The 25912-nt window shown below is 68.1% G+C and carries 21 protein-coding genes; 9 read left to right on the forward strand and 12 right to left on the reverse strand.

Translation table 11 applies throughout. The annotated features are described in order from the left end of the window. Window positions 1-49 precede the first annotated feature (49 nt). Window positions 50-1063, reverse strand: a complete 1014-nt coding sequence (gene hrcA, locus ACRB8A_RS09975) for a heat-inducible transcriptional repressor HrcA (protein WP_056598229.1) — start codon at window positions 1061-1063, stop codon at window positions 50-52. A 175-nt stretch (window positions 1064-1238) separates the two neighbouring features. Here hrcA and ACRB8A_RS09980 point away from each other — a divergent pair, with 175 nt between their 5' ends. The 3 genes from ACRB8A_RS09980 (at window position 1239) to ACRB8A_RS09990 (ending at window position 3158) form a co-directional block, all read left to right on the forward strand. Further along, window positions 1239-2087, forward strand: coding sequence for a DUF3097 domain-containing protein (locus ACRB8A_RS09980; RefSeq protein WP_432244605.1), 849 nt, complete (start codon window positions 1239-1241; stop codon window positions 2085-2087). A gap of 116 nt (window positions 2088-2203) precedes the next feature. Beyond that, on the forward strand, window positions 2204-2623 hold the full coding sequence (locus ACRB8A_RS09985) for a DUF4870 domain-containing protein (protein ID WP_050684690.1): 420 nt from the start codon (window positions 2204-2206) through the stop codon (window positions 2621-2623). 22 nt (window positions 2624-2645) lie between these two features. After that, window positions 2646-3158 carry a 2'-5' RNA ligase family protein gene (locus tag ACRB8A_RS09990; RefSeq protein WP_432244606.1) on the forward strand — a complete coding sequence of 171 codons (513 nt, stop codon included), beginning with the start codon at window positions 2646-2648 and terminating at the stop codon, window positions 3156-3158. A gap of 28 nt (window positions 3159-3186) precedes the next feature. Here ACRB8A_RS09990 and hemW read toward each other — a convergent pair whose 3' ends face one another. Then, window positions 3187-4416: a radical SAM family heme chaperone HemW gene (gene hemW, locus ACRB8A_RS09995; protein WP_432244607.1), complete on the reverse strand. Its 1230-nt coding sequence runs from the start codon at window positions 4414-4416 to the stop codon at window positions 3187-3189. A 25-nt stretch (window positions 4417-4441) separates the two neighbouring features. After that, window positions 4442-6298: a translation elongation factor 4 gene (lepA, locus tag ACRB8A_RS10000; RefSeq protein ID WP_050684687.1), complete on the reverse strand. Its 1857-nt coding sequence runs from the start codon at window positions 6296-6298 to the stop codon at window positions 4442-4444. Window positions 6299-6473: 175 nt separating this feature from the next. Here lepA and ACRB8A_RS10005 point away from each other — a divergent pair, with 175 nt between their 5' ends. Then, window positions 6474-7049, forward strand: a complete 576-nt coding sequence (locus ACRB8A_RS10005; RefSeq protein ID WP_432244608.1) for a type II toxin-antitoxin system PemK/MazF family toxin — start codon at window positions 6474-6476, stop codon at window positions 7047-7049. A gap of 168 nt (window positions 7050-7217) precedes the next feature. Next, window positions 7218-7478 (forward strand): 30S ribosomal protein S20, encoded by a 261-nt coding sequence (gene rpsT / locus ACRB8A_RS10010; protein ID WP_050684685.1) that lies wholly within the window; start codon window positions 7218-7220, stop codon window positions 7476-7478. A 92-nt stretch (window positions 7479-7570) separates the two neighbouring features. Here the strand turns inward: rpsT and holA are convergent, their stop codons facing one another. The 8 genes from holA to ACRB8A_RS10050 all read right to left on the reverse strand — a co-directional run bounded on the left by holA (window position 7571) and on the right by ACRB8A_RS10050 (window position 19780). Then, on the reverse strand, window positions 7571-8587 hold the full coding sequence (gene holA, locus ACRB8A_RS10015) for a DNA polymerase III subunit delta (protein WP_432244609.1): 1017 nt from the start codon (window positions 8585-8587) through the stop codon (window positions 7571-7573). Beyond that, window positions 8521-10386 carry a ComEC/Rec2 family competence protein gene (locus tag ACRB8A_RS10020; protein WP_432244610.1) on the reverse strand — a complete coding sequence of 622 codons (1866 nt, stop codon included), beginning with the start codon at window positions 10384-10386 and terminating at the stop codon, window positions 8521-8523. Before ACRB8A_RS10020 ends, holA begins: the two co-directional genes overlap by 67 nt. Window positions 10387-10530: 144 nt before the next feature. After that, window positions 10531-11400, reverse strand: coding sequence for a ComEA family DNA-binding protein (locus tag ACRB8A_RS10025; protein WP_432244611.1), 870 nt, complete (start codon window positions 11398-11400; stop codon window positions 10531-10533). A 209-nt stretch (window positions 11401-11609) separates the two neighbouring features. Continuing rightward, window positions 11610-12632 (reverse strand): DegV family protein, encoded by a 1023-nt coding sequence (locus tag ACRB8A_RS10030; protein WP_050684682.1) that lies wholly within the window; start codon window positions 12630-12632, stop codon window positions 11610-11612. Between the two features lie 53 nt (window positions 12633-12685). Further along, the gene (gene leuS / locus ACRB8A_RS10035; protein WP_432246032.1) at window positions 12686-15211 is read right to left on the reverse strand and encodes a leucine--tRNA ligase; all 2526 of its coding nucleotides are present in this window, start codon (window positions 15209-15211) and stop codon (window positions 12686-12688) included. Between the two features lie 323 nt (window positions 15212-15534). Continuing rightward, the gene (glpK, locus tag ACRB8A_RS10040; protein WP_050684680.1) at window positions 15535-17049 is read right to left on the reverse strand and encodes a glycerol kinase GlpK; all 1515 of its coding nucleotides are present in this window, start codon (window positions 17047-17049) and stop codon (window positions 15535-15537) included. A 77-nt stretch (window positions 17050-17126) separates the two neighbouring features. Then, entirely contained in the window at window positions 17127-17876 is a 750-nt protein-coding gene (locus ACRB8A_RS10045) for an MIP/aquaporin family protein (RefSeq protein ID WP_050684679.1), read from the reverse strand. 89 nt (window positions 17877-17965) lie between these two features. Next, the gene (locus ACRB8A_RS10050) at window positions 17966-19780 is read right to left on the reverse strand and encodes a glycerol-3-phosphate dehydrogenase/oxidase (RefSeq protein WP_432244612.1); all 1815 of its coding nucleotides are present in this window, start codon (window positions 19778-19780) and stop codon (window positions 17966-17968) included. A 122-nt stretch (window positions 19781-19902) separates the two neighbouring features. Here ACRB8A_RS10050 and ACRB8A_RS10055 point away from each other — a divergent pair, with 122 nt between their 5' ends. From ACRB8A_RS10055 to ACRB8A_RS10070, 4 genes are read left to right on the forward strand one after another with little or no spacing between them, the layout of a single operon-like run. Further along, the gene (locus ACRB8A_RS10055; RefSeq protein WP_050684677.1) at window positions 19903-20877 is read left to right on the forward strand and encodes a sugar-binding transcriptional regulator; all 975 of its coding nucleotides are present in this window, start codon (window positions 19903-19905) and stop codon (window positions 20875-20877) included. 10 nt (window positions 20878-20887) lie between these two features. After that, window positions 20888-21757: an aldo/keto reductase gene (locus ACRB8A_RS10060; RefSeq protein ID WP_432244613.1), complete on the forward strand. Its 870-nt coding sequence runs from the start codon at window positions 20888-20890 to the stop codon at window positions 21755-21757. Window positions 21758-21768: 11 nt separating this feature from the next. Beyond that, on the forward strand, window positions 21769-22689 hold the full coding sequence (locus ACRB8A_RS10065; RefSeq protein WP_432244614.1) for an alpha/beta fold hydrolase: 921 nt from the start codon (window positions 21769-21771) through the stop codon (window positions 22687-22689). After that, on the forward strand, window positions 22686-23762 hold the full coding sequence (locus ACRB8A_RS10070; protein ID WP_432244615.1) for a glycosyltransferase family 4 protein: 1077 nt from the start codon (window positions 22686-22688) through the stop codon (window positions 23760-23762). Before ACRB8A_RS10065 ends, ACRB8A_RS10070 begins: the two co-directional genes overlap by 4 nt. Here the strand turns inward: ACRB8A_RS10070 and ACRB8A_RS10075 are convergent. After that, window positions 23759-25870 carry a primosomal protein N' gene (locus ACRB8A_RS10075; RefSeq protein WP_432244616.1) on the reverse strand — a complete coding sequence of 704 codons (2112 nt, stop codon included), beginning with the start codon at window positions 25868-25870 and terminating at the stop codon, window positions 23759-23761. The two genes, ACRB8A_RS10070 and ACRB8A_RS10075, sit on opposite strands and share 4 nt — an antisense overlap. Between the last annotated feature and the right edge of the window lie 42 nt (window positions 25871-25912).

Raw genomic sequence — 25912 nt, forward strand, 5'->3', positions numbered from 1 at the left:
GTGTTGCTCTTGGTGCCCTGTCGGCGCGCGGCCGGCCGGGCAGGCCTGTTCAGGGACCCAGGATCCGGGACAGGTATCGGGCCACAGCCCTGACGGCGGCCATGGTGGTGGGGTAATCCATGCGGGTTGGTCCAAGGATGCCGATTTTCGCGGTGCTGTCCGGACCGTAGGCGGTGGCCACCACCGATGCCTCGGCCAGCCCGTCGTAGGGGTTTTCCCGGCCGATACTGACCGCAACACCGCGGGGGTCCTGCGCCATTTCGCTGAGCAGGCGGAGCATCACCACCTGCTCCTCCAGGGCTTCCAGGACGGGTCCGATGCTGAGCGGGAAATCCACATTGGAGCGGGCCAGGTTGGCGGTCCCCGCCATCACCATACGTTCCTCGCGGCTGTTCTGCCCCAGGATCTCCAGCCCGTTGGCCAAGGCCTGTGCGGCCTGGCGGTGGACAGGCGCCACGGCGGACACCACCGCGGGCAGCACCATGCTGAGCCGGCCCAGCGGCGTCCCTGCAAGGGTCGCCAGGAACCGGGTCCGCAGGCCGGCGAGGGCGTCGTCAGCAAGGTCGTGGCCAACGTCAATGACCCGCTGCTCCACCTTGCCGCTGTCGGCAATCAGCACAACCAGCACTTTCCGGGGGGCGAGCAGGACAAATTCGATGTGCCGGATCTGGGCCCGGCTCAGGTGCGGGTACTGGACCACTGCCACCTGGTTGGTCAGCTGGGAGAGCATCCGGACCGTGCGGTCCAGGACATCGTCCAGGTCATCGGAGCCTTCCAGCAGCGACTGGATGGCCCGCCGTTCCGGCGGCGACAACGGTTTGACCGCGGAAATCTGGTCCACAAACAGGCGGTAGCCCTTGTCCGTGGGGATCCGGCCGGCGCTGGTGTGCGGCGCCGTAATGAGGCCCTCGTCCTCCAGGGCCGCCATGTCGTTGCGGATCGTGGCGCTGGAGACGCCAAGATGGTGCCGCTCCACGAGGGCTTTGGAGCCCACGGGTTCGCGGGAATGGACGTAGTCCTCCACGATGGCCCGCAGGACTTCCAGCTTGCGTGGCTCGCTCATAGTCCACCTCCATCCGGGATTGGGGCCGCCGCGCCGCCTGGGCAACGCGGCCCCGTCAGTTAGCACTCGGCATGCCTTAGTGCCAACAGTCTATTACGCCCCGCCCCGTTGTTAGCATTGGTACCGCTCCGGGCGAAATTCCGGGCCACGAACCAACTGCGAGGCGGAGTCAACCATGGATTACCAGAACTGGGGGCCGGCAGACATGTCCGCCCCGGCCCGCACCACCCTGCCCGAGGTCCCGGTGGAGCGCGGAATGGTTTTGGAGGACGTCCAGTCCGGCTGGGTCGGTGCCGTAACCCGGGTGGAGAAGTCCGGCGGCATGCATGTGGTGGCCTTGGAGGACCGGCGGGGAAAGTCCCGGTCCTTCCGGTTGGGGTTCGGCTTCCTCCTGGAGGGCCGGCCCATCAAACTGGTTCCGCCTGCGCCGCGTGCCGCTCCCACCACTGCGGCGGGCCGGACCGCTTCCGGTTCCGTTCGGGTGGCCGGCCAGCGCGCCCAGGTGGCGAAGGCAAGCCGCATCTGGGTGGAGGGCAAGCACGACGCCGAGCTGGTGGAAAAGGTGTGGGGCGATGACCTCAGGGTGGAGGGCATCGTCGTCGAGCCTCTCCACGGCATCGATGACCTGGCCGGTGCGGTGGCGGCCTTCAACCCCGGTCCGGGCCGGCGGCTGGGCGTCCTGGTGGACCATCTGGTACCCAACTCGAAGGAATCGCGCATTGCCGATGCCGTAATGGCCTCCCCCGGCGCGGCCGGGAACGTCCTGATTGTGGGCCATCCGTATGTGGACGTGTGGCAGGCCATCCGGCCCTCCGTGCTGGGCATCGCGAAGTGGCCTGCCGTGCCGCGCGGGCAGGACTGGAAAACCGGGATCCTGGCCGCATTCGGCTGGCCGCACCAGACCAAGGAGGACGTGGGGCTGGGGTGGCAGAAACTCCTGGGTGCGGTGCATACCTATGCGGACCTTGAGGCCTCGCTTCTGGGCCGGGTGGAGGAAGTCATCGACTTCCTCACGGTTCCCTAAAGCAGTCTTCCGGCCAACACCCAGTATTCTGGGTAGACCAGCACCTGCCACTCCCGGCGGGGGCGGCCGGCGCCTCAGCGCCGAACGCACTATTGCATCTTCGAAGGAACACAACTGTGGCAGACAACGCACGCGGGCACGGGGACCCGCAGGGCCGCCAAAGCCGGTCCGAATACCACGGCGTCCCGGCCAACGCGCTGCCCCTGACGGCCAGCGAAGACCGGCAATGGGCCACGCTGGCGCACTTCGGCGGCATCCTGGGCTGCATCCCGTCGCTGCTCGTCTACCTCATTTTCCGTGATCGTGGACCATTCACGGCCCAGGAATCCAAGGAAGCACTCAACTTCAGCCTGCCTCCGACCATCGCGGCAGTGGTGGCGAACATCCTGGTCTTCATCCCGGTGATCGGAAACATCTTCGCCGTCGCGGCGGCCCTCATCTGGATTGCCCTGACCTGCTACTCCGTGGCAGCAGGGATCCGCGTCAACCGCGGCCAGCCCTACCGCTACCAGTTCAACCTCCGCTGGATCAAGTAACACCGCCTGACGGCCGGGTCCCGTGCGAAGCATCGAGCTGACCTTCGACGGTACCGCCGAGGCGTGCATCCGGGCGGACTGGGCCCGGCTGGCCGCGGCGGGCCTGCCCAGCCTGGGCTCCCATACCGCCCCCAGCAACAGGCCCCACATCACGCTCGCAGCGGGCAACAGCCTGGCTGTTGCGGCCGAAGCGGCCGGGCTCTGGGCGGGCCTTCCACTGGACGTCCGCCTGGACGGGCTGGTCCTCTTCCCTGCAGGGAAAGGCAAATACGTCCTGGCCCGGCTGGTGGTGGGATCAAGGGAACTGCTGGCCCTCCACGCCGGCCTGCACCGGCAGGCCAATGACGCCTTGCCCCTCACCCGCCCCGGCGCCTGGACCCCGCACGTCACGCTCGCCCGCCGGATTCCGGCAGAGCTGCTGGGCGCGGCAGTGGGGACCCTGGACGCCACCCTCGAGGCCCGGTGCACCGACGCGCGGCTGTGGGACAGCACCACCCGGACCGTTACGGCACTGAACAGTCCGCCAACGGCCTGAGCCGTTAACCGCGCCGGCTGCGGGTCAGTCAGTCCGGGAGGATCCGCCGCACCACGGCGTCCGCCAGCAGCCTGCCCTTGAGGGTGAGCACGAGTGTTCCGCGGAACGCTGCAGTGGGTTCCACCAGGGAATCGGCGATCAGGCCCGCCACCTGCCGGCGGCCGGCATCGCCCAATGAGTCAATCCGGAGGCCGCTGCTGAGCCTGGCCGCCAGCATGACCCGCTCCACGTTGCGCGTTTCCGCATCCAGCGTCTCCCGCCCGGCAGCGGGCGAGACGCCCTGGCCCAGCCGCCCCGCGTAGGCGGTGGGGTGCTTGACGTTCCACCAGCGGACCCCGCCAACATGCGAGTGGGCGCCCGGTCCGATGCCCCACCAGTCGTCCCCCCGCCAGTAGGCCAGGTTGTGGCGGCAGGCCTGCTCCGGAGTCCGTGCCCAGTTGCTGACCTCATACCAGCCAAGCCCGGCTGCGGTGATCAACTGGTCGGCGAGTTCGTACTTGGCCGCGTGGTCGTCGTCGTCAATTCCAGGCACTTGCCCGCGCCGGATCTGGGCTGCGAGCTTGGTGCCGTCCTCCACAATCAGGGCGTAGGCGCTGATGTGGTCCGGTTCGTACGAAAGGGCGGTCTCCAGGGAGAGGCGCCAGTCGTCCAATGATTCGCCGGGGGTGCCGTAAATGAGGTCGAGGCTGACCGCCAGGCCTGCCTCGCGGGCCCACCGGACCACCTGCGGAACCCGGGCCGGGCTGTGCGTGCGGTCCAGGACCTTCAGGACGTGCGGCACCGCCGACTGCATGCCGAAGGACACGCGCGTGAAACCGGCTGCCTTCAGCACGGCAAGGGATTCCGGTGTCACCGAATCGGGGTTGGCCTCGGTGGTGACCTCGGCACCGTCCTCAATCCCCCACGTGCTGATGGCGGCGCGGAGGATCAGCGCAAGGTCCTCCGCAGGGAGCAGCGTGGGCGTGCCGCCGCCGAAGAACACCGTGCTGAGCGGACGGTCCGGCAGCCCGGACGCGGTGAGTACCCGGGCAGCCAGGTCCACCTCGGACACGGCGGTGCCGGCATACGCGTCCTGGGAGGCGCCGCCGCCCAGTTCCGTTGCTGTGTAGGTGTTGAAGTCGCAGTACCCGCACCGCACGGCGCAGAACGGGATGTGGACGTACAGGCCAAAGGCCCGGTCCGCCGCGCCGGCCGCCGCCTGGGCAGGCAGCAGGCCGTCCGACGGCGCCGGGTCGCCCAGGGGAAGGACGCTGGGCATCAGCGGGTCCCCGGCTGCGCGGTGGTCACTTCTTTTTGGCCTTGTCCTTCGACTCATCGGTGGTGAGGGCGGCGATGAACGCTTCCTGCGGCACTTCCACGGTGCCCACCATCTTCATGCGCTTTTTGCCTTCTTTTTGCTTCTCCAGCAGTTTGCGCTTTCGGGTGATGTCACCGCCGTAGCACTTGGCCAGCACGTCCTTGCGGATGGCGCGGATGCTTTCGCGGGCGATGATGCGGGAGCCGATCGCGGCCTGGATGGGCACCTCGAACTGCTGGCGCGGGATCAGTTCGCGGAGCTTGCCGGTCATCATGACGCCGTAGGCGTAGGCCTTGTCGCGGTGCGTGATGGCACTGAAGGCATCCACCTGCTCGCCCTGGAGCATGATGTCGACCTTGACCAGGTCGGCGGCCTGTTCGCCGTCTGCCTTCCAGTCGAGGGAACCGTAGCCGCGGGTCTTGGATTTGAGGATGTCGAAGAAGTCGAACACAATCTCGGCCAGCGGCAGGCGGTACCGGATTTCCACCCGGTCCTCGGAAAGGTAGTCCATGCCGCCCAGCACGCCACGGCGGCTCTGGCACAGTTCCATGATGGCGCCCACGAATTCATTGGGGGCCAGGATGGTGGCGGACACCATGGGTTCGCGGACCTCGGCAACCTTCCCTGTGGGGTATTCGCTGGGGTTGGTCACCTGGACAACCTTCTTGTCCTCCAGCGTCACCTCGTACTCAACGTTCGGTGCCGTGGAGATCAGGGCGAGGTTGTATTCCCGTTCCAGCCGTTCGCGGGTGATTTCCAGGTGGAGCAGGCCCAGGAAACCCACCCGGAAGCCGAAGCCCAGCGCCGCTGAGGTCTCCGGTTCGTAAACGAGGGCTGCGTCATTGAGCATGAGCTTTTCGAGGGCGTCGCGCAGCACCGGGTAATCGGCGCCGTCCAGCGGGTACAGGCCGGAGAACACCATGGGCTTGGCGTCCGCATAGCCGGGCAGCGATTCCGAGGCGGGCTTGGCCAGGTTGGTGACGGTGTCACCCACCTTGGACTGGCGCACGTCCTTCACGCCGGTGATCAGGTAGCCCACCTCACCGACGCCGAGCCCCTTGGACGGGGTGGGCTCCGGGGAGCTCACACCGATTTCGAGGAGTTCGTGGGTGGCGCGGGTGGACATCATCTGGATGCGCTCGCGGGGGTGCAGCATGCCGTCAACCACACGGACGTAGGTGACCACGCCGCGGTAGGTGTCGTACACCGAGTCGAAGATCATGGCGCGGGCCGGGGCGTTGGGATCGCCCTGGGGAGCAGGCAGGTCGTGCACGATCTTGTCCAGGAGGGCCTCGACGCCGGCGCCGGTCTTGCCGGAGACCCGCAGGACGTCCTCGGGATCGCCGCCGATCAGGCTCGCCAGTTCAGCGGCGTACTTCTCGGGCTGCGCGGCCGGCAGGTCGATCTTGTTCAGGACCGGGATGATGGTGAGGTTGTTCTCCATGGCCAGGTACAGGTTGGCCAGGGTCTGGGCCTCGATGCCTTGTGCCGCGTCCACGAGCAGAACGGCGCCTTCGCAGGCCGCCAGCGACCGGGAAACCTCGTAGGTGAAGTCAACGTGGCCGGGGGTGTCGATCATGTTCAGGGCATAGCTGACGCCATCGCGTTCCCAGGGCATGCGGACGGCCTGGGACTTGATGGTGATGCCGCGCTCACGCTCGATGTCCATCCGGTCCAGGTACTGGGCCTTCATATCGCGCGACTGGACCACTCCGGTGTACTGCAGCATGCGGTCGGCGAGGGTGGATTTACCGTGGTCGATGTGCGCGATGATGCAGAAGTTCCGAATAATGGCCGGATCTGTCGCGGCGGGCACCGGGGCGGTGCGGGCCATGGGAGACACGCAGGGTCCTTACTGTTGGCTTCACGTGGCGGGGCCGGAGGGCACACAAACGTGCCCGGGCCGGAGGACCGCCCATCTTCAACCTCCAGTGTCCCACGTCCGGGGCGCCGTGCACGCATTCCTGCCGCCACGGTGCGCATTCCCCGGGCCCGGCGCCCGGCGCTAGTGTTGCGGAATGGCTATCAATCTTCGAACCGTGGTGAACGCCGTCCGCACGGGCCTCCGGATCCTGCAGAAGGCCGGCGCGGTCCCACCGTCCGGCACGCGCCGGCAACCCCCCGCTCCCCCGATACGGCGCCCTGCCCCGCGTGCGGGGACTGCACAGTCCGGAACGCAGCAGTCCGGAACCGCCGGCTACCCGGGCGACTTCCGCGGCCGCAGCACCGTCCGGTATTCCCCCGCCCCGGACGGTGATCCGGACCCGGGCGAGGTGGTGTGGGCGTGGGTTCCGTATGAGGAGGACTACAGCCGGGGGAAGGACCGCCCCGTCCTGCTGGTGGGCAACAGCGGCGCATACCTCCTGGGCCTGATGCTCACCAGCAAGGACCACGTTCCTGCATCCCGCTCCGACGGGGTTTACATCGACTTGGGAGCCGGGCCATGGGACACGCAGGGCAGGCCCAGCGAAGCACTCCTGGACAGGGTCCTGCAGATCCGGCCGGACGCGATCCGCCGCGAGGGCGCCGTTCTGGACCGTGCCCGCTTCGAGAAGGTGGCCGCCGGGCTGCGGAAGCGACACGGCTGGACCTGACCGTCAAATGGCCAGCCCGGCAGCTGACCTGCTATTCTTTATAGCTGTGTGTCCGTGCAGGTCGACGGCCACAGATGGTTGGCCGCCATAGGTATCCCCACGCCGCTCAGTCAATGGCCAATCTGAAAGCCCTCTAGACCATTTCCGCATTAAAAAGAGAGTTCACACGTGGCGAATATCAAGTCCCAGAAGAAGCGCATCCTCACCAACGAGAAGGCACGCCTGCGCAACAACGCAGTCAAGTCCGAGCTGAAGACGGCCATCCGCGCCGTCAACACCGCCGTTGATTCCACCGATAAGGATGCAGCTGCTGCTGCCCTGGCCACTGCCAGCCGCAAGCTGGACAAGGCTGTCAGCAAGGGTGTTCTGCACAAGAACAACGCAGCGAACCGCAAGTCGGCGATCTCCAAGAAGGTCAACGCACTGTAAGGTTTCCAGTTCACTGAACTGATGGTTGTGGCCGGTACCGTAAGGTGCCGGCCACACATCTTTAACGTGCTGGGCCGTTCCTCGCTGAAGGGTCAGCGGCCCTGGACCGACATGGCGATAACCGTCACGGCGTGCTCCACGGCATAAACGGGATCCCTGGACAGTCCCTTCACCTGGGCGTCGGCCTCGGCTGTGGCCTGAATGGACCGGACCAGGCCGTCCGGGGTCCAGCGCCGGACATCCCGCTGGGCCTGTTCCACCAGCCAGGGCTGCATGCCCAGTTCGGCGGCGATCTGGGCCGACGAGCCTGACGCCCCGGCCACGCGTGCCACGGTCCGCAGCTTTGCAGCAAGCGCGGCAACCAACGGGACGGGATCCGCGCCGGTGGCGAGGGCGTGCCGAAGGGTGGACAGCGCGAGTGGTCCGTTCCCGGCCATGGCGGCGTCGGCCACCTTGAAGGCGGTGGCCTCGATGCGTCCGCCGTAGTAGCGGTCCACCAGCTCCGAGGTCACGGTGGTGCCGGCGTCCGCAATCAGCTGGCTGCAGGCCGCGGCAAGCTCGGAAAGGCTGGCCCCCACTGCGTTGACCAGCGCCTGGACTGCTTCCTGCTCTATCCGGCGGCCGCCCGCCTTGAACTCCGAGACAACAAAAGCGGCTTTTTCAGCGTCCTTCTTCAGGGGCTGGCAGTCCACCACGGGCCAGCCACCCTTCCGGATGGCGTCCAGCAGCTTTTTGCCGCGCGCTCCCCCACCGTGCCTGAGCACCAGGACCGCGTCCTCCTCCGGCCTGCCAAGATAGGCCAGGGCATCGGTCAGGAACGCTTCATTCATGGACTCAACGGCTTCGACCTCGATGAGCTTGCTCTCGCCGAAGAGCGAGGGGCTGACCTGCATCAGCAGGGTGCCTGGTTCATAGGCTGCAGCGTTGATGCGGCTCACTTCCACATCCGGGGAAGCCGCGCGGACCTGCGCCCGGACCCTGTCCATGGCACGGATCCCCAGGTACTCCTCAGGCCCGCCTACCAGCACGATCGCGGCAGGGCTTACGTCCCGCCACGTGGCCATGTTGGCTGCCGGTGAGCTGGGTGCCCGTTTTTGCGCAGCGGCCATCGGGGGTTCCTTCCGGAGAGTTTTGTGGAGTTTCCAAGCCTGCCATGTCCTTGCCGTCCGGCCAAGCGGCGGCGCCCGGGGAAGCGGGCCGGGCCATTCCGTCCCCACGTTTCCAGTTGTGCCAGCAGCCGTTCGGTGTGCCGGTGGCAGGCCAGGATCTTACGCGACGTCCTGCGCGGCCGGACTGAGGCCCACACAGCTCCGAAGGTCAGGCCGGAGAGCAGGGCCATGGACAGCACGCCGGGGATCCCCTCGGCCCACGGCACCGTGGCCGCAGGCAGCGCGGCCGCGAGGCGTGCAATGGCGGCCACGCCTGCGCTGAACAAGCCGGCACCGGCAATAAGGGGAACAGCCCACCACTCCGCCACCGCCAGCATCGGAACCGCCGCAGTCCCCAGCAGCGTCACCGGCGCCACCAGTGGGGCGGCCAGCACGTTGGCCAGGAGCGAGTACGTCGAAAATCCGGGCTGAAGCAGGACCGTGACCGGACCGCACAGCAGTTGGGCGGACAGCGGCACCGCAACAGCAGCGGCCATCCAGCGCGGAACTGCCGCGGGCGTCCATTCAATGAGCCGCCTGCCCAGCACAATGATGCCCAACGTTGCCAGGACGGACAGGAGGAACCCGAAACTGCCGCCCAGCCCTGGATCAACCAGTAGCAGCCCGATCACGGCCAGGCACAGGAAGCTCAGGCCGCGCCCGGACCGCCCACAGGCCAGCGCTGCCACGGCAACGCCGCCCATCACGGCCGCGCGGAGGACGCTTGCCTCCGGGCCCACCAGCACCACAAACAATCCAAGGCCTCCAAGCGCGACGCCGGCCGCCGGCACCCGCGGCAGCCGGAACCTTCGGGCCGCCAGCAGCAGTCCGCCCAGGACCAGGCTGCAATTCGCCCCGGATACTGCGGTCAGGTGGGTCATGCCCACCGATTTCATGGCAACCATGAGGTCTTCGTCCAGGGCACTGGTATCGCCGGTGACCAGGCCCGGCAGCAGCCCGCTGGCATCCGGGCCCAGGAACCGGCAGGCAGCCACAAAGCGGGCCCGCAGGTCCGCGGCCGCTGCGTTCAGCCCGGCCCCGTCGGACATGGTGGCGGGTGCTGCGGAAGCAGCAAGGATGCCGGTTTCCAGACTTCCCGGATCCGGCGCGCGGAGTTTGCCTGCGGCCCGTAGCTGCTGACCCGGTACTGCGGCTCCCCAGGCCCCGCCGCCCATCACCAGCAGTTGCGCCCTGGTGCGCACGAGGACCCCGCCGGTGCTGATCTCCACCGTCCAGACGGGCACCGCCCATCGCTGGGGCCCGGAAGAATGGCCCGCCAGGTTGAGGGCTTTGGGCGTTGCCGCCACTTCCACCAACGCCACCACCGACTTTCCGGCAGCGACCGCGTCAGCCAGCGGACCGTCAGTGCGTTGGCCCGCAGCCACCGCCGCGTGGGCGGCAACGGTGGCGGCCAGGGCCAGCGCGACGGCGGCGGTGGCGGGGAACGAACGGCCGCCACGCCCCACCGGGCGCACGGTGCGCCGACCGTAACGGTGGCCGGCCAGGAGCGCAGCCGAGGCTGCGAGCAGCAGGCAACACGCGAAACCGAGGGCCAGCGGCGGCAGCCAGAGCCCCGCGACTGCTGCGCCCCAAGCGGCCAGTGCGGGGAGCACCAGCCGGAGATCGGTCCGCCTCCGGGTGCCGGGGCCGGCAGGCTTTGCCTTGCCGTCATCCAGCGACGCCGCCGCTGCTGCCGGCAGTACCCGCCGGCGGAGGTCCAGGAAGGCGTCGTAACGGCGCTGGCGTGCCGAGGTGGACACGGCACCGGGCCTCCCGACCTGGCTACCGTCCGGCGCGGGCCGCGGTCCCTGGACCGCCGAGTCCACATACCGGCTCCACGGGCTTTTACGGCCGGACCGGCCAGTGCCGGTCACGGGCACCCCCGATGGATCCGCGGCCGCATGTCAGACCGTGACCAAAGGCAGAAGCGCCTCGAGCAGCTTGGGTCCTACACCGTCCACGGCATCGAGTTCCGCCGTGGTCCTGAACGGCCTGTGCTCCTTGCGCCACAGCACGATCCGCTGCGCCAGTACAGGACCCACCTTGGGCAGCGTCGCCAGCGTTTCGGCGTTCGCCGTGTTCAGGTTGACCTTCAGGACGGGCGGGGCCGGGCCGTCGGGTAGGCCGCTGTCCCCGCCGGCGCCGCCACCGGCGGCCGGCAACGGCTCCCCCGCCACCGGCACCAGGATTTTCTGCCCGTCCACCAGGACCAGCGCCAGGTTGAGCAGGTCCAGATCCGCGCCGGGCACGCTTCCGCCTGCCGCGGTGACTGCGTCCTGGACCCGGCTGCCGGCGGGCAACCGGACAACTCCCGGCCGGCCAACGGCCCCGGCCACGTGCACCACAACGTCCACAGCTGCCGCGGCGCCGGGCACTGACGGTTCCGGACCGGCGTCCGGCGTGTTTTCCCGGTCCGGATCCCCGCCGTCTGCGGCAGGGCTGGGTCCTGCCGCCGACTCCGCTCCCAGCGGAAGGATCCCGGGCTGCCCGGCAGCCGCAAGCCACCAAAACCAGGCACCGGCTAGGAGCGAAAGGACTCCGAGCAGCACAGCCAGGCGCAGGCCAAGCCGCCACCGGAGCCTCGCGCCCCGCAGGCCGCCGGCCGAGGGCACTTCCGCGTTTTCTTTCCCACCGGCAGAACCGGCGTTCCGGTATTCGAACGGGTCCCCTGCCACATCGGCCAGCAGCCCCGGAGACTTTCCCACGGTGGCTTCCAGCCGGGCCGGCGCGTGGCGCGCCGGCGGGCGCGCTGCACGAGATTCCCGGCCTGACATGGTTCCACGCTAGGAAGCCGGCCCGCCCGGCAACAGGGGGCCGTGATCCTATGTGGACACTGCGGCAGGAAAGGGTCCGGCCGTGACCGGCTTACGAACGATACTGCCTGGAATCAGCCACCGGGATATTCTCCTGCAGGCAAGGTAAATCACGCAGTACCAAAAGCAATACCAAGGGCATTTGGGTCATCCCGGCTCTGCCCCTTCGTTCAAAGCGACAGTGGTAACCCCGCTCCAGTGGGCCAGGATCCACCGGATTGATCGCCAGGTGCGTCATGCGCCACAATAACGGCAAGAACGCCCAACCCCGCATGCGCGGCAAGCACAGCAGGCAGTGAGCTGATCTGCGCCGGGGCGCACTGCGGCAAGGCCACGGCAAGCCGCTCAGCCAGTGCCTCGGCTTCGGCGGGATTGCCGAAGTGGTGCAGCGCCAGCCGTGGCACCGGCAGTGGGTGCGCCGCAACTTCGGCCGCGACCAGTTCCTCCAGCCGGGCCACGGCCCTTGCAGCCGAGCGGACCTTCTCCAGCGGCACGATCTTCCCGCCGTCCACGGCCAGGAGCGGTTTGATGGCCAGCATGGTCCCCACCAGGGACGCCGCGGCGCCGATGCGGCCGCCCCGGCGCAGTTGCTCAAGGCTGGGGACATAGAAGCGGACAGACGTCCGGCCGGCCTGGTCGGCTGCTGCTGCCGCTACCGCGGCAGCCTCCGCCCCCGCAGACGCGGCGTGGACAGCGGCCTGGACGGCGATGCCCTGCGCCATGCCCACCGTCCGGGAGTCCACTACCTCCACGGGGATCTGCACCCTGGTGGCCGCAAGCCGGGCCGCATCAGCGGTGCCGGACAGGTCACCTGAGAGATGGATCGAGACCACCGACTCGAATCCGAGCCGCTCGGCCGTGCGGTACGCCTGTTCGAATTGTCCGGGTGAAGGCCGGGACGTTTTGACGGCTTTTCCGGCGGCCAGGGCAAGGGCGATGGTTTCGAGGATGTCGTCTTCACCCTCGCCATAGATATCAGCGCCAACCATGACCGGCATGGGAATGACCGTGAGGGCGCCGTCCGGGGCGTTGGTGGCCGCCCAGTCCACCGGCAACGCGGCTGCAGAGTCAGTGACGACGGCGGTCCGCACCCGCGGCGCCCCGGGGGCGACCGGTGCGGGCCGGGGCGCCGGGCGAAGTCCCGCCAGGCGCGCCCGGAACCAGGGCCACGCAACCGGATTGCTCTCGGGCAAGGGGGCCTCCTGGTCTGGTGGCCGGCCGCCCGGGAAGGGCGGCCGGTTCCCGGTCAGGCCGGGACGATGTTGACCAGTTTAGGGGCCCGGACGATTACGGTGCGGATGCCGCGGCCGTCGAGGGCACGCTGGACGTTGTCCGATGCCAGCGCCAGTTCACGCAGCTCGTCTTCGGAGACGTCCGGGGACACCTCGAGGCGGTCACGGACCTTCCCCTGGACCTGGACGACTGCCGTGACCGTGTCCTGGACCAAGAGGGCCGGATCATGTTCGGGCCAGCCGGCGTTCGCGACCGAGGCGGGGTGCCCCAGGACGTTCCACATGTCCTCGGCCGTGTAAGGGGCGAAGAGGCTGAGGATCACAGCAACGGCCTCGGTGGCTTCCCGGACGGCCGGGTCAGCGCCGCCGGCGCCGGAGTCGATGGCCTTGCGGGTGGCATTGACCAGTTCCATCAGCTTGGCCACCACCACGTTGAACTTGTTGGCGTCCAGCAGTTCCGCAGCGTCCGCGATGGTCCTGTGGGTCACGGAGCGCAGGGCCCGGTCACCTGATGCGGCATCGGTGCCCGCTCCGCTGGTGACGTCCTGGGCCAGGCGCCAGGCCCGGGCCAGGAACTTGGCGGACCCGGACGGGGAAACATCGGCCCAGTCCACGTCGTCCTCGGGCGGGGAGGCGAACACCATGGTCAGGCGGACGGCGTCAACACCGTACTTGTCCAGCTGCTCGCCGAGGTCCACACCGTTGCCCAGGGACTTGCTCATGGCTTTGCCGCCGTTAAGCACCTGCCCCTGGTTCAGGAGCGCACTGAACGGCTCGTTGGCTTCGATCAGGCCGAGGTCGTTGATGACCTTGGTGAAGAACCGGGCGTACAGCAGGTGCAGGATGGCGTGCTCAACGCCGCCCACGTACTGCCCCACCGGCATCCAGTCGTTGATCTTCGCCGGATCAAACGGGCCCTCGGTGAAGTCCGGGGACACAAACCGGAGGAAGTACCAGGACGAGTCCACAAACGTATCCATGGTGTCCGTATCGCGCTTTGCCGGGCCGTGGCAGGAGGGGCAGTCAACGTTGACCCACGCTTCGGCGGCGGCCAGCGGGGAGGTGCCCTTTGGGGACAGATCCTCGCCGCGCAGGTCAGCGGGCAGTGTTACGGGCAGTTGGTCGTCCGGGACCGGGACTTCGCCGCAGGACGGGCAGTGGATGATGGGGATGGGGGTGCCCCAGAACCGCTGCCGGCTCAGCAGCCAGTCGCGCAGCCTGAAGTTCACGAACTTCTCACCGGTACCCTGGCGCTCCAGCATGGCGATCGCGGCGGGGATCGCCTCAGCCTTGGGCAGGCCGTCCAGTTCGCCGGAGTTGACCAGGGTGCCCTCCCCTGCCGTTGCGGTACCGGACACGGAGGGGCCCTCCTCGCCGGTATCCAGGACGGTCCGCACGGGCAGGTCGAAGGTCCGGGCAAAGTCGAGGTCGCGCTGGTCGTGGGCGGGGACGGCCATGATGGCACCGGTGCCGTAGTCCGCCAGGACATAGTCGGCGGCCCAGACGGGCAGCTTCTCGCCGTTGAGCGGGTTGATGGCGTAGCGGCCGGTGAAGACGCCGGTTTTGTCCCGTTCCGTGGACTGGCGTTCGATGTCGGAGAGTGCTTTGACCTGTTCGCGGTAGGCGTCCAGGGCGTCGGCGTGTCCTGCGGTGACGAGTTCGACGGCGATCGGCGCGTCAGCGGCCACCACAAAGAACGTTGCCCCGTACAGGGTGTCCGGGCGCGTGGTGAAGACCGTGACGTCCTTGGCGGGCTTTTCGCCGTCGGCCTCGATCACGAACGTGACGTGGGCTCCTTCGGAGCGGCCGATCCAGTTTTTCTGCATGGCCAGGACCCGCTCGGGCCAGTGGCCGCGGAGCTGCTCCATGTCATCGAGCAGCCGGTCGGCATAGTCGGTGATCTTGAAGTACCACTGGTTCAACGACTTCTTGGTGACGATGGTGCCGCAGCGTTCGCAGGCGCCGTTGACCACCTGTTCGTTGGCCAGCACCGTCTGGTCCTTGGGGCACCAGTTGACCGGGGAATCCTTGCGGTAGGCCAGTCCACGCTGGTAGAAGCGTTTGAACAGCCACTGGGTCCAGCGGTAGTAGCCGGGGTCCGAGGTATGCAGGCGGCGGGACCAGTCAGCGGAAATTGCGTACCGCTTGAAGGACGCAGCCTGGGTGTCGATGTTGGCGTAGGTCCACTCGCTGGGGTGGGCGTTGCGCTTGATGGCCGCGTTTTCCGCGGGCAGGCCGAAGGAGTCCCAGCCGATGGGGTGCAGCACGTCGAAGCCCTGCTGGCGGAGGTAACGGGCCACCACATCACCCATGGCGAACGCTTCAGCGTGGCCCATGTGCAGGTCGCCGGACGGGTACGGGAACATGTCCAGCACGTAGCGGCGTTCCTTCGAGCCGTCATCCACAGGTGTGAAGACCTGGAGGTCATCCCACACCTTGGGCCATCTGGCCTCCATGGCGGTAAAGCTGTAGGCGCCTTCTTCGGGCGCCTCCGCTGCTGATGCTGCTGTTCCGGTCTTGGTCTCCGGCTGAACGCCCACTGCTGCCCTCTTCTGTTCTGTCACGGCATCTGTACTGCCATAACGGCCTGATCCTCCTGCTGCCGGCCCGGAAAGTACCCCGGACACACAAAAGCCCCTCTCCATGGAGGGGCTGCCGCTCAGCTATCCGATGTTTCGGACACCCGGCGGCTGACTAAGCAAGAGGATCGCACGCATGAATCCACTTTAGCGTAAGTCGCTACGGGCGGCTGAATGTACCGGCCCGGGCATGCCTTCCCTGTTAAGGGGGCCCGGGAGCGGCTTCGGGCGTCCGCGAAGCGGGCGGGGCCCCCTTAACAGGGAAGGCATCAGCTAAGCCGGAGCTACTTCACGTCCTCGTCGACCCAGTCCATGGACTTGGTGACGGCTTTCTTCCAGAGCCGCAGCTGGCGGTCCTGCTCGGCCTGGTCCAGCTGGGGTTCCCACCGCTTGTCTTCGGACCAGTTGGCAGACAGCTCGCCGAGGTCCTTCCAGAAGTCCACGGCGAGGCCCGCAGCGTACGCGGCGCCCAGGGCTGTGGTTTCCACGACCTTGGGCCGGATGACGGGAACGCCGAGGATGTCCGCCTGGAACTGCATCAGGGCATCGTTGGCGACCATGCCGCCGTCGACCTTCAGTTCGGTCAGCGGCACGCCGGAGTCGGCGTTGACTGCGTCGAGGACCTCGCGGGTCTGGAACGCCGTGGATTCCAGCGCGGCCCGGGCGATGTGGTTTTTGTTGACGTACCGGGTGAGCCCCACAATGGCGCCGCGGGCATCGGAGCGCCAGTAGGGGGCGAAGAGGCCGGAGAAGGCCGGGACGATGTACACGCCGCCGTTGTCCTCGACGGCGGCGGCAAGCGTTTCCACCTCCGGTGCGCTGCTGATCAGGCCGAGATTGTCGCGCAGCCACTGGATCAGTGAACCGGTGACGGCGATGGAGCCTTCCAGGGCGTAGTGCGGCGCAGCGTCGCCAAGCTTGTAGCCGACCGTGGTGAGCAGGCCGTTTTTGGAGTGGACGATTTCCTCACCGGTGTTGAAGATGAGGAAGCAGCCGGTGCCGTAGGTGTTTTTGGCTTCGCCGGTCTGGAACGCTGCCTGCCCGAACGTGGCGGCCTGCTGGTCGCCCAGGATACCGGCGACGGGCGTTTCGCGGAGCAGCTGGGAGCCGTGGACCTGGCCGTAGACCTCGGAGGAGGAGCGGATCTCGGGCATCATGCTGAGCGGGACGCCGAAGATGCCGAGGATTTCCTCGTCCCACTGAAGGGTTTCGAGGTCCATAAACAGGGTGCGGGAGGCGTTGGTGACGTCCGTGACGTGGACGCCGCCGTCAACGCCGCCGGTGAGGTTCCACAGGACCCAGGCATCGGTGTTGCCGAACACCAGGTCGCCGGCCTCGGCCTTTTCGCGGGCGCCGGCCACGTTGTCCAGGATCCACTTGATTTTGGTGCCGGAGAAGTACGTGGCCAGGGGCAGGCCGACTTTTGGCTTGAACCGGTCCCCGCCGCCGTCCTTGGAAAGTTCATCGACGATGTCCTGCGTGCGGGTGTCCTGCCAGACGATGGCGTTGTACACGGGCTCGCCGGTGGTTTTGTCCCACACGACGGCGGTTTCGCGCTGGTTGGTGATCCCGACGGCGGCGATGTCGTGGCGGGTCAGGTTCGCCTTGGACAGGGCGGAGGCAATGACCTCCCGGGTGTTGTTCCAGATTTCGGCAGCGTTGTGTTCCACCCACCCGGCCTGCGGGAAGATCTGCTCGTGTTCCATCTGGCCGGAGGAGACGATCGCCCCGCTGTGGTCAAAAATGATGGCGCGCGTGCTGGTGGTGCCCTGGTCGATGGCGATTACGTACTGGTTCATGGTGACGTCCTTGTCTTGTCAGTGAGTGACGGTTCATGGCTGGTGGAGCGGTTGGGCTGAAGCGCCCGTGGGTCAGGTCAGGCAGCGGCGATAAAAATGATCGGCACAATCTTGGCCACGAGGCCGGCCAGGGCCCCGCCCGCCAGGGGGCCTGCCACCGGGATCCAGGCGTAGCTCCAGTCGCTGGAACCCTTGCCTTTGATGGGGAGCAGGGCGTGGGCGATGCGGGGACCGAGGTCACGGGCCGGGTTGATGGCGTAGCCGGTGGGGCCGCCGAGGGAGATGCCGATGCCGACGACGAGCAGCGCCACGGCGAGGGGGCCAAGGCCTGAGGGGGTCCCGCCAAAGGCGAGGATCACGAAGACCAGGACGAAGGTGGCGATGATTTCCGTGGCCAGGTTCCACGGGGTGGCCCGGATCGCGGGGCCCGTGGAAAACACACCAAGCTTTGCTGCGGGCTCGGGTTCGGCGTCGAAGTGCTGCTTATAGGCGAGCCAGCAGACCACGGCGCCGATGAAGGCACCCAGCAGTTCGGCGCCCAGGTAGGTCACCGTGGAGGCGAACGAAATGGGAACGTCCGGGGCGTAGGTGGCGCCGCCGTTGGTGAGCTTGCCCAGGGTGACGGCCGGGTTCAGGTGCGCGCCGGACTTGGCGGCGACAAACACACCGGCGAAGACTGCAATTCCCCAGCCCCAGGTGACCATCAGGAACCCGCCGTTATTTCCTTTCGTCCCCCGAAGGGCGACGTTTGCGACGACGCCACAACCCAGGAGGGTGACCATCGCCGTTCCGAAGAGCTCGGAAAGGAACACAATTCCAAGAGACATCTTTGACTCCTATTATCTCTGTTGTTGGCCCCTGCGGGTTGGGGGCCGTTGGGCCGGGGCGGTTTGCCGCCCCGGCGGTCAGTTCGGCCTCAGGCGACCAGGCTGTGGATTTCCACGCGGTGGAACCGCTGCAGCACCTCTTGGGCGTGCCGCACTTCGGCGGCCCTGGCGGCGGCATCCCAGTGCAGCGGGGCGCCCAGGACATCGGCCATTTCATTGAGCAGTTCGCCGGTCACCAGGCCCCGGAATGCCAGGGAGGTGCGGCGGACCAGGATGTCCACGAGGTGGCCCACCTGCTCGTTGGCGGCCATGAACTCCAGTTCCCGGACACTCAGTTCGCGGGTGGAGTGCAGGGCACGGTCCGGCGCGGCGTCAAGGAACTCCATGACGGCTTCGGCGCGGGTGCCGTAGCGGGTCAGGAGCCCCGCCGTGCGGTCAGCGTCCCGGTCTGCTGTCATGTGCGCCTTGATCCAGGCCTGCACCCCGGCCTCGTCGGCAGGGAAGCCGGCGCCGCCGCCGATGGCCAGTTGCGCCGTCGACACCTTGCGCTGCTCGCCCAGTTCGGCCAGGACATCGTTGGTGAGGTGCTCGGCCAGGGCCCGGAACGTGGTCCATTTGCCGCCCACCAGGCTGAGGACGGGCGCCGCCTGTGGGGCGCCGGCACCGGGGCCGCGGCGTTCAATCCGGTAATCGCGGGAGACGAAGCCGGGCTGGGTTGCATCGTGCCGGGGCAGCGGGCGGACGCCGGAGAAGGTGTAGACAATCTGCTCCCGCGAGACGGGGATGTCCGGGAAGACGTGGCCCACCAGTTCGAAGAAGTAGTCGATCTCCTCGTCGGTGCAGACGGCGTCCTGTGCCATGTCCGCGTCCACGTCGGTGGTGCCCACCAGGACGCGGTCGCCCATGGGGTAGATCAGAACGATCCGGCCGTCGGTGTGCTCGAAGAAGATTTCCCGGCCCTGGCAGGCGTCCAGCAGGGCGGGATGGTCCAGCACAATGTGCGAGCCCTTGGTGCCGCCCATAAAGGTCGACGCCGATCCCATGGCCCCGTTGGTCTGATCCACCCAGGCGCCGGTGGTGTTGACGATGACGTCGGCGGTGAAGTCGAACTCCTCCCCCGTCAGTTCGTCGCGGAGCCGGACCGTGCTGCCGCGGCCGGTGCCGGCGTTGGGCTGCTCCGTCGTTGATACCAGGGACAGGTAGTTGCTGGCCCGGGCGGTGTCGCCCTGGGCCGCGGCGGAGCCGGACTGGCCGGCTTTTTCGCCGTCCTGGAGGACGTCGAGGGTGAGCCGTTCGGGGTTGTGCACCGAGGCATCGAAGTAGGTGGCCGCGTACTTGACGTCCTGCCGCAGGCGGGGCAGCTCGGCCAGGGCACGCTTCCGGCCGCGGAACTGGTGCCGGGGAACGGTGCCGCCGTCGCGGGAGAAGGAATCGTAGAGGCTCAGGCCCACTTTGATGAGGAACGCGCCGCGTTCCTTGGGCTTGCCCTGCTTGTGGGTCAGGAACCGGGCCGGTGCGGACAGGATGCCGGAGAACGTGCTGAAGATGGGAATGGTGGTCTGCAGCGGCTTCACGTAGTGGTGGGCAATGCGGAGCAGCCGGTTGCGTTCCACCACCGACTCCTGGACCAGCCGGAACTCACCGTTTTCCAGGTAGCGGATGCCGCCGTGGATCATGTGCGAGGAGGCTCCGCTGGCGCCCTGGCAGTAGTCGCCGCGTTCCACGAGCGCAACGTCCACGCCCTGCAGCGCCAGGTCGCGGAACGTTCCCACACCGTTGATGCCGCCGCCCACCACCAGCACCTTGGCGTGCGGCCGCCGGCGGAGGTTGTGCACTGAGGTGCGTTCAACGCCCGGCTGCGGTGCCGCGGCTGCTGGTTCTGCGGGTGTTTCCTTCGGTCCCAAAACGACTCCCTTGGGCTTGGTGCGGTGCGGCCGCCCGGAGGTCTGCCGCCTTTACAACTATTCTTTTGAATAATGGAAAATGGCGTCAAGCTCTATGCACAAACGTGCAGAACGGACCTGCAATGGACCCCTCCCGGCATTCCGACGCGCTTCGGGCTGCGCAGATGTATTACCTCCAGGACCTCACAATGGATGCCATCGCCCGCGAGCTCAGGACGTCCCGCTCCACCGTTTCCCGGCTGCTTTCCTCTGCCCGGGACTCAGGCCTGGTGCAGATCCAGATCCGCAATCCCCTGGACACCGGACCCGAGCTGGAAGGCATGATCCGCCGCCACTACAACGTGGACGTGCACGTGGTTCCGGTCCTGGAAACGCTCAACGAGGCCGAAACCCTTGACCGGGTGGCGATGCAGGCGGCCCGGACCATCGGGCCCATCGTGGACTCGAACGCCATCATCGGCGTGGCCTGGGGCTCCACCCTGAGCGCCGTCAGCAGGCACCTCACCCGGAAGATCACGCACGACAGCGTGATCGTCCAGCTGAACGGCGCGGGCAACATGCACACCACGGGAATCACGTACGCCAGCGACATCATGCGCCGCTTCGGCAGTGCCTACGGTGCACGGGTGGAGCAGTTCCCGGTGCCCGCGTTCTTCGACCACGCCGGAACCAAAACGGCCATGTGGAATGAGCGCAGCGTGCAGCGGATCCTCGAACTGCAGGCCAAGATGAGCATCGCCATTTTCGGTGTCGGTTCCGTGGACGCCGACTACCCCAGCCACGTCTACGCCGGCGGTTACCTGGACGAAAGCGACCTGAATATCCTGGCCACCTCGGACGTGGTGGGCGACGTTGCAACGGTGTTTTTCCGCGGCGACGGCTCCTCGGACGGCATTGTGCTCAACGAGCGTTCCACCGGCCCCTCCCTGGCACAGCTGAGGCAGGTCCGGCGGAGGATCTGCGTGGTCTCCGGGGAATCGAAGATCAACGGCCTCCGCGGCGCACTCACAGCAGGCCTGGCCACGGACCTCATCCTGGACGAGGCCACTGCGCGGCGGCTGGTGGACTTTGAGGGGCTCGCGGCGGCAAGTGGGTAGAGTCGTGGACATGAGAACCTCACCCCGGCTTGGCCTGAACAACGGCGTGCTGATTGACCAGCTCGGTTTCGGGCTCTACAAGGTTCCGGCGGCAGCGACCGCGGATCTCGTGGCAGCAGCCCTGGATGCCGGCTACCGGCACTTCGACACGGCAGCCATGTACGGCAACGAGACCGGCGTGGCCCGCGGGCTGTCGCCCCTGCTGGGCGGTCCGGCAAGCAGCGGCGGTTCCGGCGAGCTCAGCAACTCCCTGGCCCGCGGGGACCTGTTCATCACCACCAAGCTCTGGAACGACCACCATGGCTACGACGCCGCCCTGCGGGCCTTCGACACGTCCATGGTCAACCTGGGCCTGGACTACATCGACCTGTACCTGATCCACTGGCCGTGCCCGGCCAAGGACCTGTACCGGGAGACCTACCGCGCCCTGGAAACCCTCTACCGGGAAGGCAGGGTCCGCGCGATCGGCGTCAGCAACTTCCAGCCCGCCCACCTGGACCGGCTCCTGGAAACCGCAGAGGTGGTCCCCGCCGTCAACCAGGTCGAACTGCACCCCTGGCTGCAGCAGGAGGAGCTCCGGGCCAACCACGCCACCCTGGGGATCCGGACCGAGGCGTGGAGTCCGCTGGGCCGCGGCCAGGTCCTCACGGATCCCGGCATCGCCGGCATTGCGGCCGCCCACCACCGGACGCCCGCGCAGGTAATCCTCCGCTGGCACATGCAACTGGGCAACATCGCCATCCCCAAGGCATCCTCAGAACCGCGCCTCCGCGAAAACCTGGATGTTTTCGGCTTTGACCTGTCCGCGGCGGACATGGCCGCGCTCGCAGGCCTCGACCGGAGCCAGCGCACCGGCTCCCACCCCGACACCGTCAACTAGGACCAGCACTTATGCAGAATGCAGACCCGGGCGCACCCACCTACCTCAGCGCAGGACTGGCCGCGCGGACGACGGCCGGCGTGGTCCAGCTGGCGGGGGCTCCGGTGGCTTACTGGACCTACGAACCGCAGCACGCGGCCCCGGAAACCAGGACCATGCTGGTCATCCACGGCTTCCGCGGCGACCACCACGGCCTGCTGCGCGTGGCCGATCTCCTACCGGACATGCGGATCATCATGCCGGACCTCCCCGGCTTCGGCAGCTCGGCCGCTTTCGCCGACGGCGACCACTCCGTGGCGCACTACGGCCGCTTCATCACCGGGTTCATGGCGGAACTGGGACTGGGGCCGGAGACCGTGCTGCTGGGCCATTCCTTCGGTTCCATCATCGCCGCGCACTTCGTGGCAGCCAACCCCGGCACCGTCACTCCGCTGATCCTGGTCAATCCGATCGCCGCACCCGCGCTGGAAGGGCCCAAGGGTGTCATGACGCGGCTGGCCGTGCTGTATTACCGGCTCGCGGCCCGCCTCCCCCGCCGCGCAGGGCTTGCCCTGCTCCGCAGCCCGTTGATTGTCCGGATCATGAGCGAGGCCATGGCAAAGACCAGGGACCCGGGACTGCGGGGGTTCATCCACGGCCAGCACCATGCCTATTTCAGCGCCTTCGCCGACCGGGACAGCCTGCTCGAATCGTTCACGGCGTCCGTCAGCGGCAACGTCACCGAGGTGGCAGCCCGGCTTACCCTGCCCGTCCTGCTGATCGCCGGCGAAAAGGATGAGATCGCCGCCCTGCCTGACCAGCACACCCTCCTGGCGCAGCTGCCGGACGGCGAGCTGAAGGTGATTCCCGGCGTCGGACACCTGATCCACTACGAAACGCCGGAACCGGCCGCCCACCACATCCGCAGCTTCCTGAAGGACCATCCCGCGTGAAGATCGTCATCGATGCCCGGTTCACCCGCACCGACCACCACGACGGCATCAGCCGCTACGGTGCCAGCCTGATCGCGGCGACCGCCAGGATCGCCGACGTCGAGATGCTGGTGTCCGATCCACGGCAGCTGGCCCTGCTGCCGGACGTGCCGTACACCCTGATCAGCAGCCCGTTATCGCCAAAAGAGCTGTTCGTGGCACGCCAGGTCAACAGGCTCGGCGCTGACGTGGTGGTCTGCCCGATGCAGACCATGGGCACGTGGGGCCGGAAGTACGGCCTGGTGCTGACCCTGCACGACCTGATCTACTACGAGCACCCCGCCCCGCCCGGATTCCTGCCGGCCCCTGTCCGGGTGCTGTGGCGGCTTTACCACAAGGCGTTCTGGCCGCAGCGGCTGCTGCTGGACCGCGCGGACACGGTGGCCACCATCAGCCGGACCACCGAGGCGCTGATGGCAAAGTACCGCTTGACCAAGCGTCCGGTGGAAATCATCAGCAACGCACCCCAGCCGGACCAGGTGCCCCGCGACGCCGCTGCCGGCGCGGACCACTCACTGGTGTACATGGGCTCGTTCATGCCTTACAAAAACGTGGAAACCATGGTGGCGGGCATGGCCGGCCTGTCCGGGTTCACGCTGCACCTGCTCAGCAGGATCACACCCGCCCGGCGGGCGGAGCTGGAACGCCTGGTTCCTGCGGGCGCGCAGGTGGTGTTCCACAACGGGGTGACCGATGCGGAGTACGACGCGCTGCTCCGGAAGGCCACGGCGCTGGTCAGCCTGTCCCGGGCTGAGGGATATGGCCTGCCGCTGGTGGAGGCCATGGCCGTGGGCACGCCGGTGATTGCCAGTGACATTCCCATTTTCCGAGAAGTGGGCGGGGACGTTGCGGCGTACGTGGATCCGGCCTCGCCCGTCGGGTTCGCCGCGGCGGTGGCGGACCTGGCGGACCGGGAGCACTGGGAACAGGTGTCCCGCCGCTCCGTGGCCAGGGCCGCCCAGTTCAGCTGGGAGGACTCGGCCCGCCAGCTGGTGGCCGTCGCCCAGGGAATTGTCCGCCGGCGGCAGCTCTAGAGGACGTCCACGCCGTCCAGCCGCAGCTGCACCGGTTCCACGGTGCGCTTCGCGGCGGCCGCGGCCCGGGTGGCCCGGAGTACGCGGACCACGCCCGCGGCCTGGGCATAGGAGAAGAAGAGCAGTGTCCGCACGTCCTCAGCCGGCCGGCGTGCCGATGCCGGCCCGTTGAGGAGCACCGGCGCCGGCCCGGCGGTCCGCAGTGTTGTTCCTGCCGTGTCGAGTGCCGCGGCCACAGTGCCGGTGAAATGGTCGACGGCGGCGCGCGGCCCCGTCACGGAGGCGACCCGGACGGACGGCGGCAGCTGCAGTTCGGTCCGCAGGGCCAGTTCCCGGTAGGCGTGGCCGGCCGGATCCCAGCGCAGCAGGGCGCCCACCGCCGTGGTGTCTGCAGCGGTGACCACCACCAGGCCGCCGTCCGCTGCGGGGCGGACCAGTGCGGCAGCGTTGAACCAGCGCCGCACGGTGTCCTCGCCGGCGCGGAGGCTTTCCCGGCGCAGCAGCGAGTCGCCGTCCAGCAGCAGCGCGGCCGCGTAGCCGCCCTCGGCCACAGGTTCGGCGCCAACCGTGGCCACCACCAGCGCCTTCCCGGAGCCTACGGCGGCCTTCACCTGGTCGCCGGATGAGGTGATAACTGTTTTGCCGGGAAAGGCACGGCCCAGTTCCTCGGCGGTCCGCAGCACCCCGGTGGCGCCCTTGCGCAAATGCCGGCCACCGCAGTGCGTGCAACGCCAGTCCGGGGCGGGCGTGGAGCACCAGCGGCATTGGGCCATGGCCGACCCCGCCCCGGCGATCGCCAGGGGGCCCTGGCAGGTTCCGCAGCGCGCCGGCTCCCGGCAGGTTTCACAGGCCAGCGACGGCGCGTAGCCGGCCCGGGCCACCTGCACCAGCACGGGGCCGCGCTCCAACCCGTCCTTCGCGGCACGCCAGGCTGCGCCGGGAAGCCGTGCGATGGAGGCAAGGGGGTCGCGCTCCTGCTCAAAGCTGTCGGCGGTATTCACCACCCGCGGTACCGTGCGCCGCATCTCGGTGCGGCCCGATTCCACCGGGAAGGCCCACCCTGCAGCCACCAGGCGCTGGACCTCGGTGCTTCGGGCGTGCCCTGCCAGAAGGCACGCGGTGCCCTCCTGTTCGGCGCGCAGCAGCAGGACCTCGCGGGCATGGGCGTAGGGTGCGCGCTGTTCGATGTGGAGGTCGTCGCCGTCGTCCCAGCAGGCAACAAGCCCCAGGTTGCGGACCGGGGCAAACGCAGCGGACCTGGTGCCGATGGCCACCGTGGCGGTTCCGGCGAGCAGGCGCAGGAAATTCCGGTAGCGGGGGGTGGGCCCGTCATCGGCAGTCAGCCGGGCCACTGCTTTGGCCGGTATAAGCGCCAGGACTGCGGCCTCGAGGCGGTCCAGGTCGCGGTAATCGGGGACCACCACCACGGCTCCCCTGCCCGCTGCGTGGGTGGCGGCGATGGCCTCGGCCATCAGCTGCGGCCAGCCCGCGGCGCCATAGCCCTGCAGCGGATGGAGCACGGCCCGGGGGGAACCGCCCTGGCCCAGGTGCCGCAGGTAGGCGGGCCCGTTGTGGTAGGTATCCCAGGCGGAGCCGGCATCCGGCGCAGCTGCGGGCGGATCCTGCTCCGCCCCGGATTCGGTTAGCGGGTAGTCCTTATCCAGTTTGGCCAACCGCGGCGGAATGGCCACGCGGATGACGTCGCTGACAGTGCCGGCGTAACGGGCTGCGACGGCGTTCACCAGGTCGCGGATGGCCGGGGTGAGGACCGGGACCGGTGACACGACTTTGGCCAGCGGCACAAGCGTGTGGCCGGCGTCCGACTCCGCCGTGCGTTCCAGGAGGAAACCGCTGAGGTCCTGGCCGTTGAAGCTGACCTTGACCCGCACGCCTGGTTGGGCGGCCTGGTCGAGGGATTCCGGGACGGCGTAGTCGAAGGGCCGGTCCAGGTGCGGCAGCGTCGATTCCACCAGCACCCTGGCCACCGGCAGCTCCCGTGCCAGGGGTACGCCGGTGGGCAGCCGCTTGGCCGGGAAACCCTGCAGCAGTGTGGGCTGCAGGGCGCCCGGAAGCTCCAGTGCCGGTTGGGCGGGGGTGTCAGCAACCACTGCGGCTACCTCCGATCGGCCTGGTGGTGGATGGGTCCAGCC

It is taken from the genome of Arthrobacter sp. G.S.26 (assembly GCF_050847375.1).
Classification (GTDB): domain Bacteria; phylum Actinomycetota; class Actinomycetes; order Actinomycetales; family Micrococcaceae; genus Arthrobacter.

Coding starts and splice junctions, on each gene's coding strand:
- hrcA (WP_056598229.1), bottom strand. CDS start 1,063: ATGAGCGAGCCACGCAAGCTGGAAGTCCTGCGGGCCATCGTGGAGGAC.
- ACRB8A_RS09980 (WP_432244605.1), top strand. CDS start 1,239: ATGGATTACCAGAACTGGGGGCCGGCAGACATGTCCGCCCCGGCCCGC.
- hemW (WP_432244607.1), bottom strand. CDS start 4,416: ATGCCCAGCGTCCTTCCCCTGGGCGACCCGGCGCCGTCGGACGGCCTG.
- ACRB8A_RS10005 (WP_432244608.1), top strand. CDS start 6,474: ATGGCTATCAATCTTCGAACCGTGGTGAACGCCGTCCGCACGGGCCTC.
- holA (WP_432244609.1), bottom strand. CDS start 8,587: ATGGCCGCTGCGCAAAAACGGGCACCCAGCTCACCGGCAGCCAACATG.
- ACRB8A_RS10025 (WP_432244611.1), bottom strand. CDS start 11,400: ATGTCAGGCCGGGAATCTCGTGCAGCGCGCCCGCCGGCGCGCCACGCG.
- glpK (WP_050684680.1), bottom strand. CDS start 17,049: ATGAACCAGTACGTAATCGCCATCGACCAGGGCACCACCAGCACGCGC.
- ACRB8A_RS10045 (WP_050684679.1), bottom strand. CDS start 17,876: ATGTCTCTTGGAATTGTGTTCCTTTCCGAGCTCTTCGGAACGGCGATG.
- ACRB8A_RS10055 (WP_050684677.1), top strand. CDS start 19,903: ATGGACCCCTCCCGGCATTCCGACGCGCTTCGGGCTGCGCAGATGTAT.
- ACRB8A_RS10060 (WP_432244613.1), top strand. CDS start 20,888: ATGAGAACCTCACCCCGGCTTGGCCTGAACAACGGCGTGCTGATTGAC.
- ACRB8A_RS10065 (WP_432244614.1), top strand. CDS start 21,769: ATGCAGAATGCAGACCCGGGCGCACCCACCTACCTCAGCGCAGGACTG.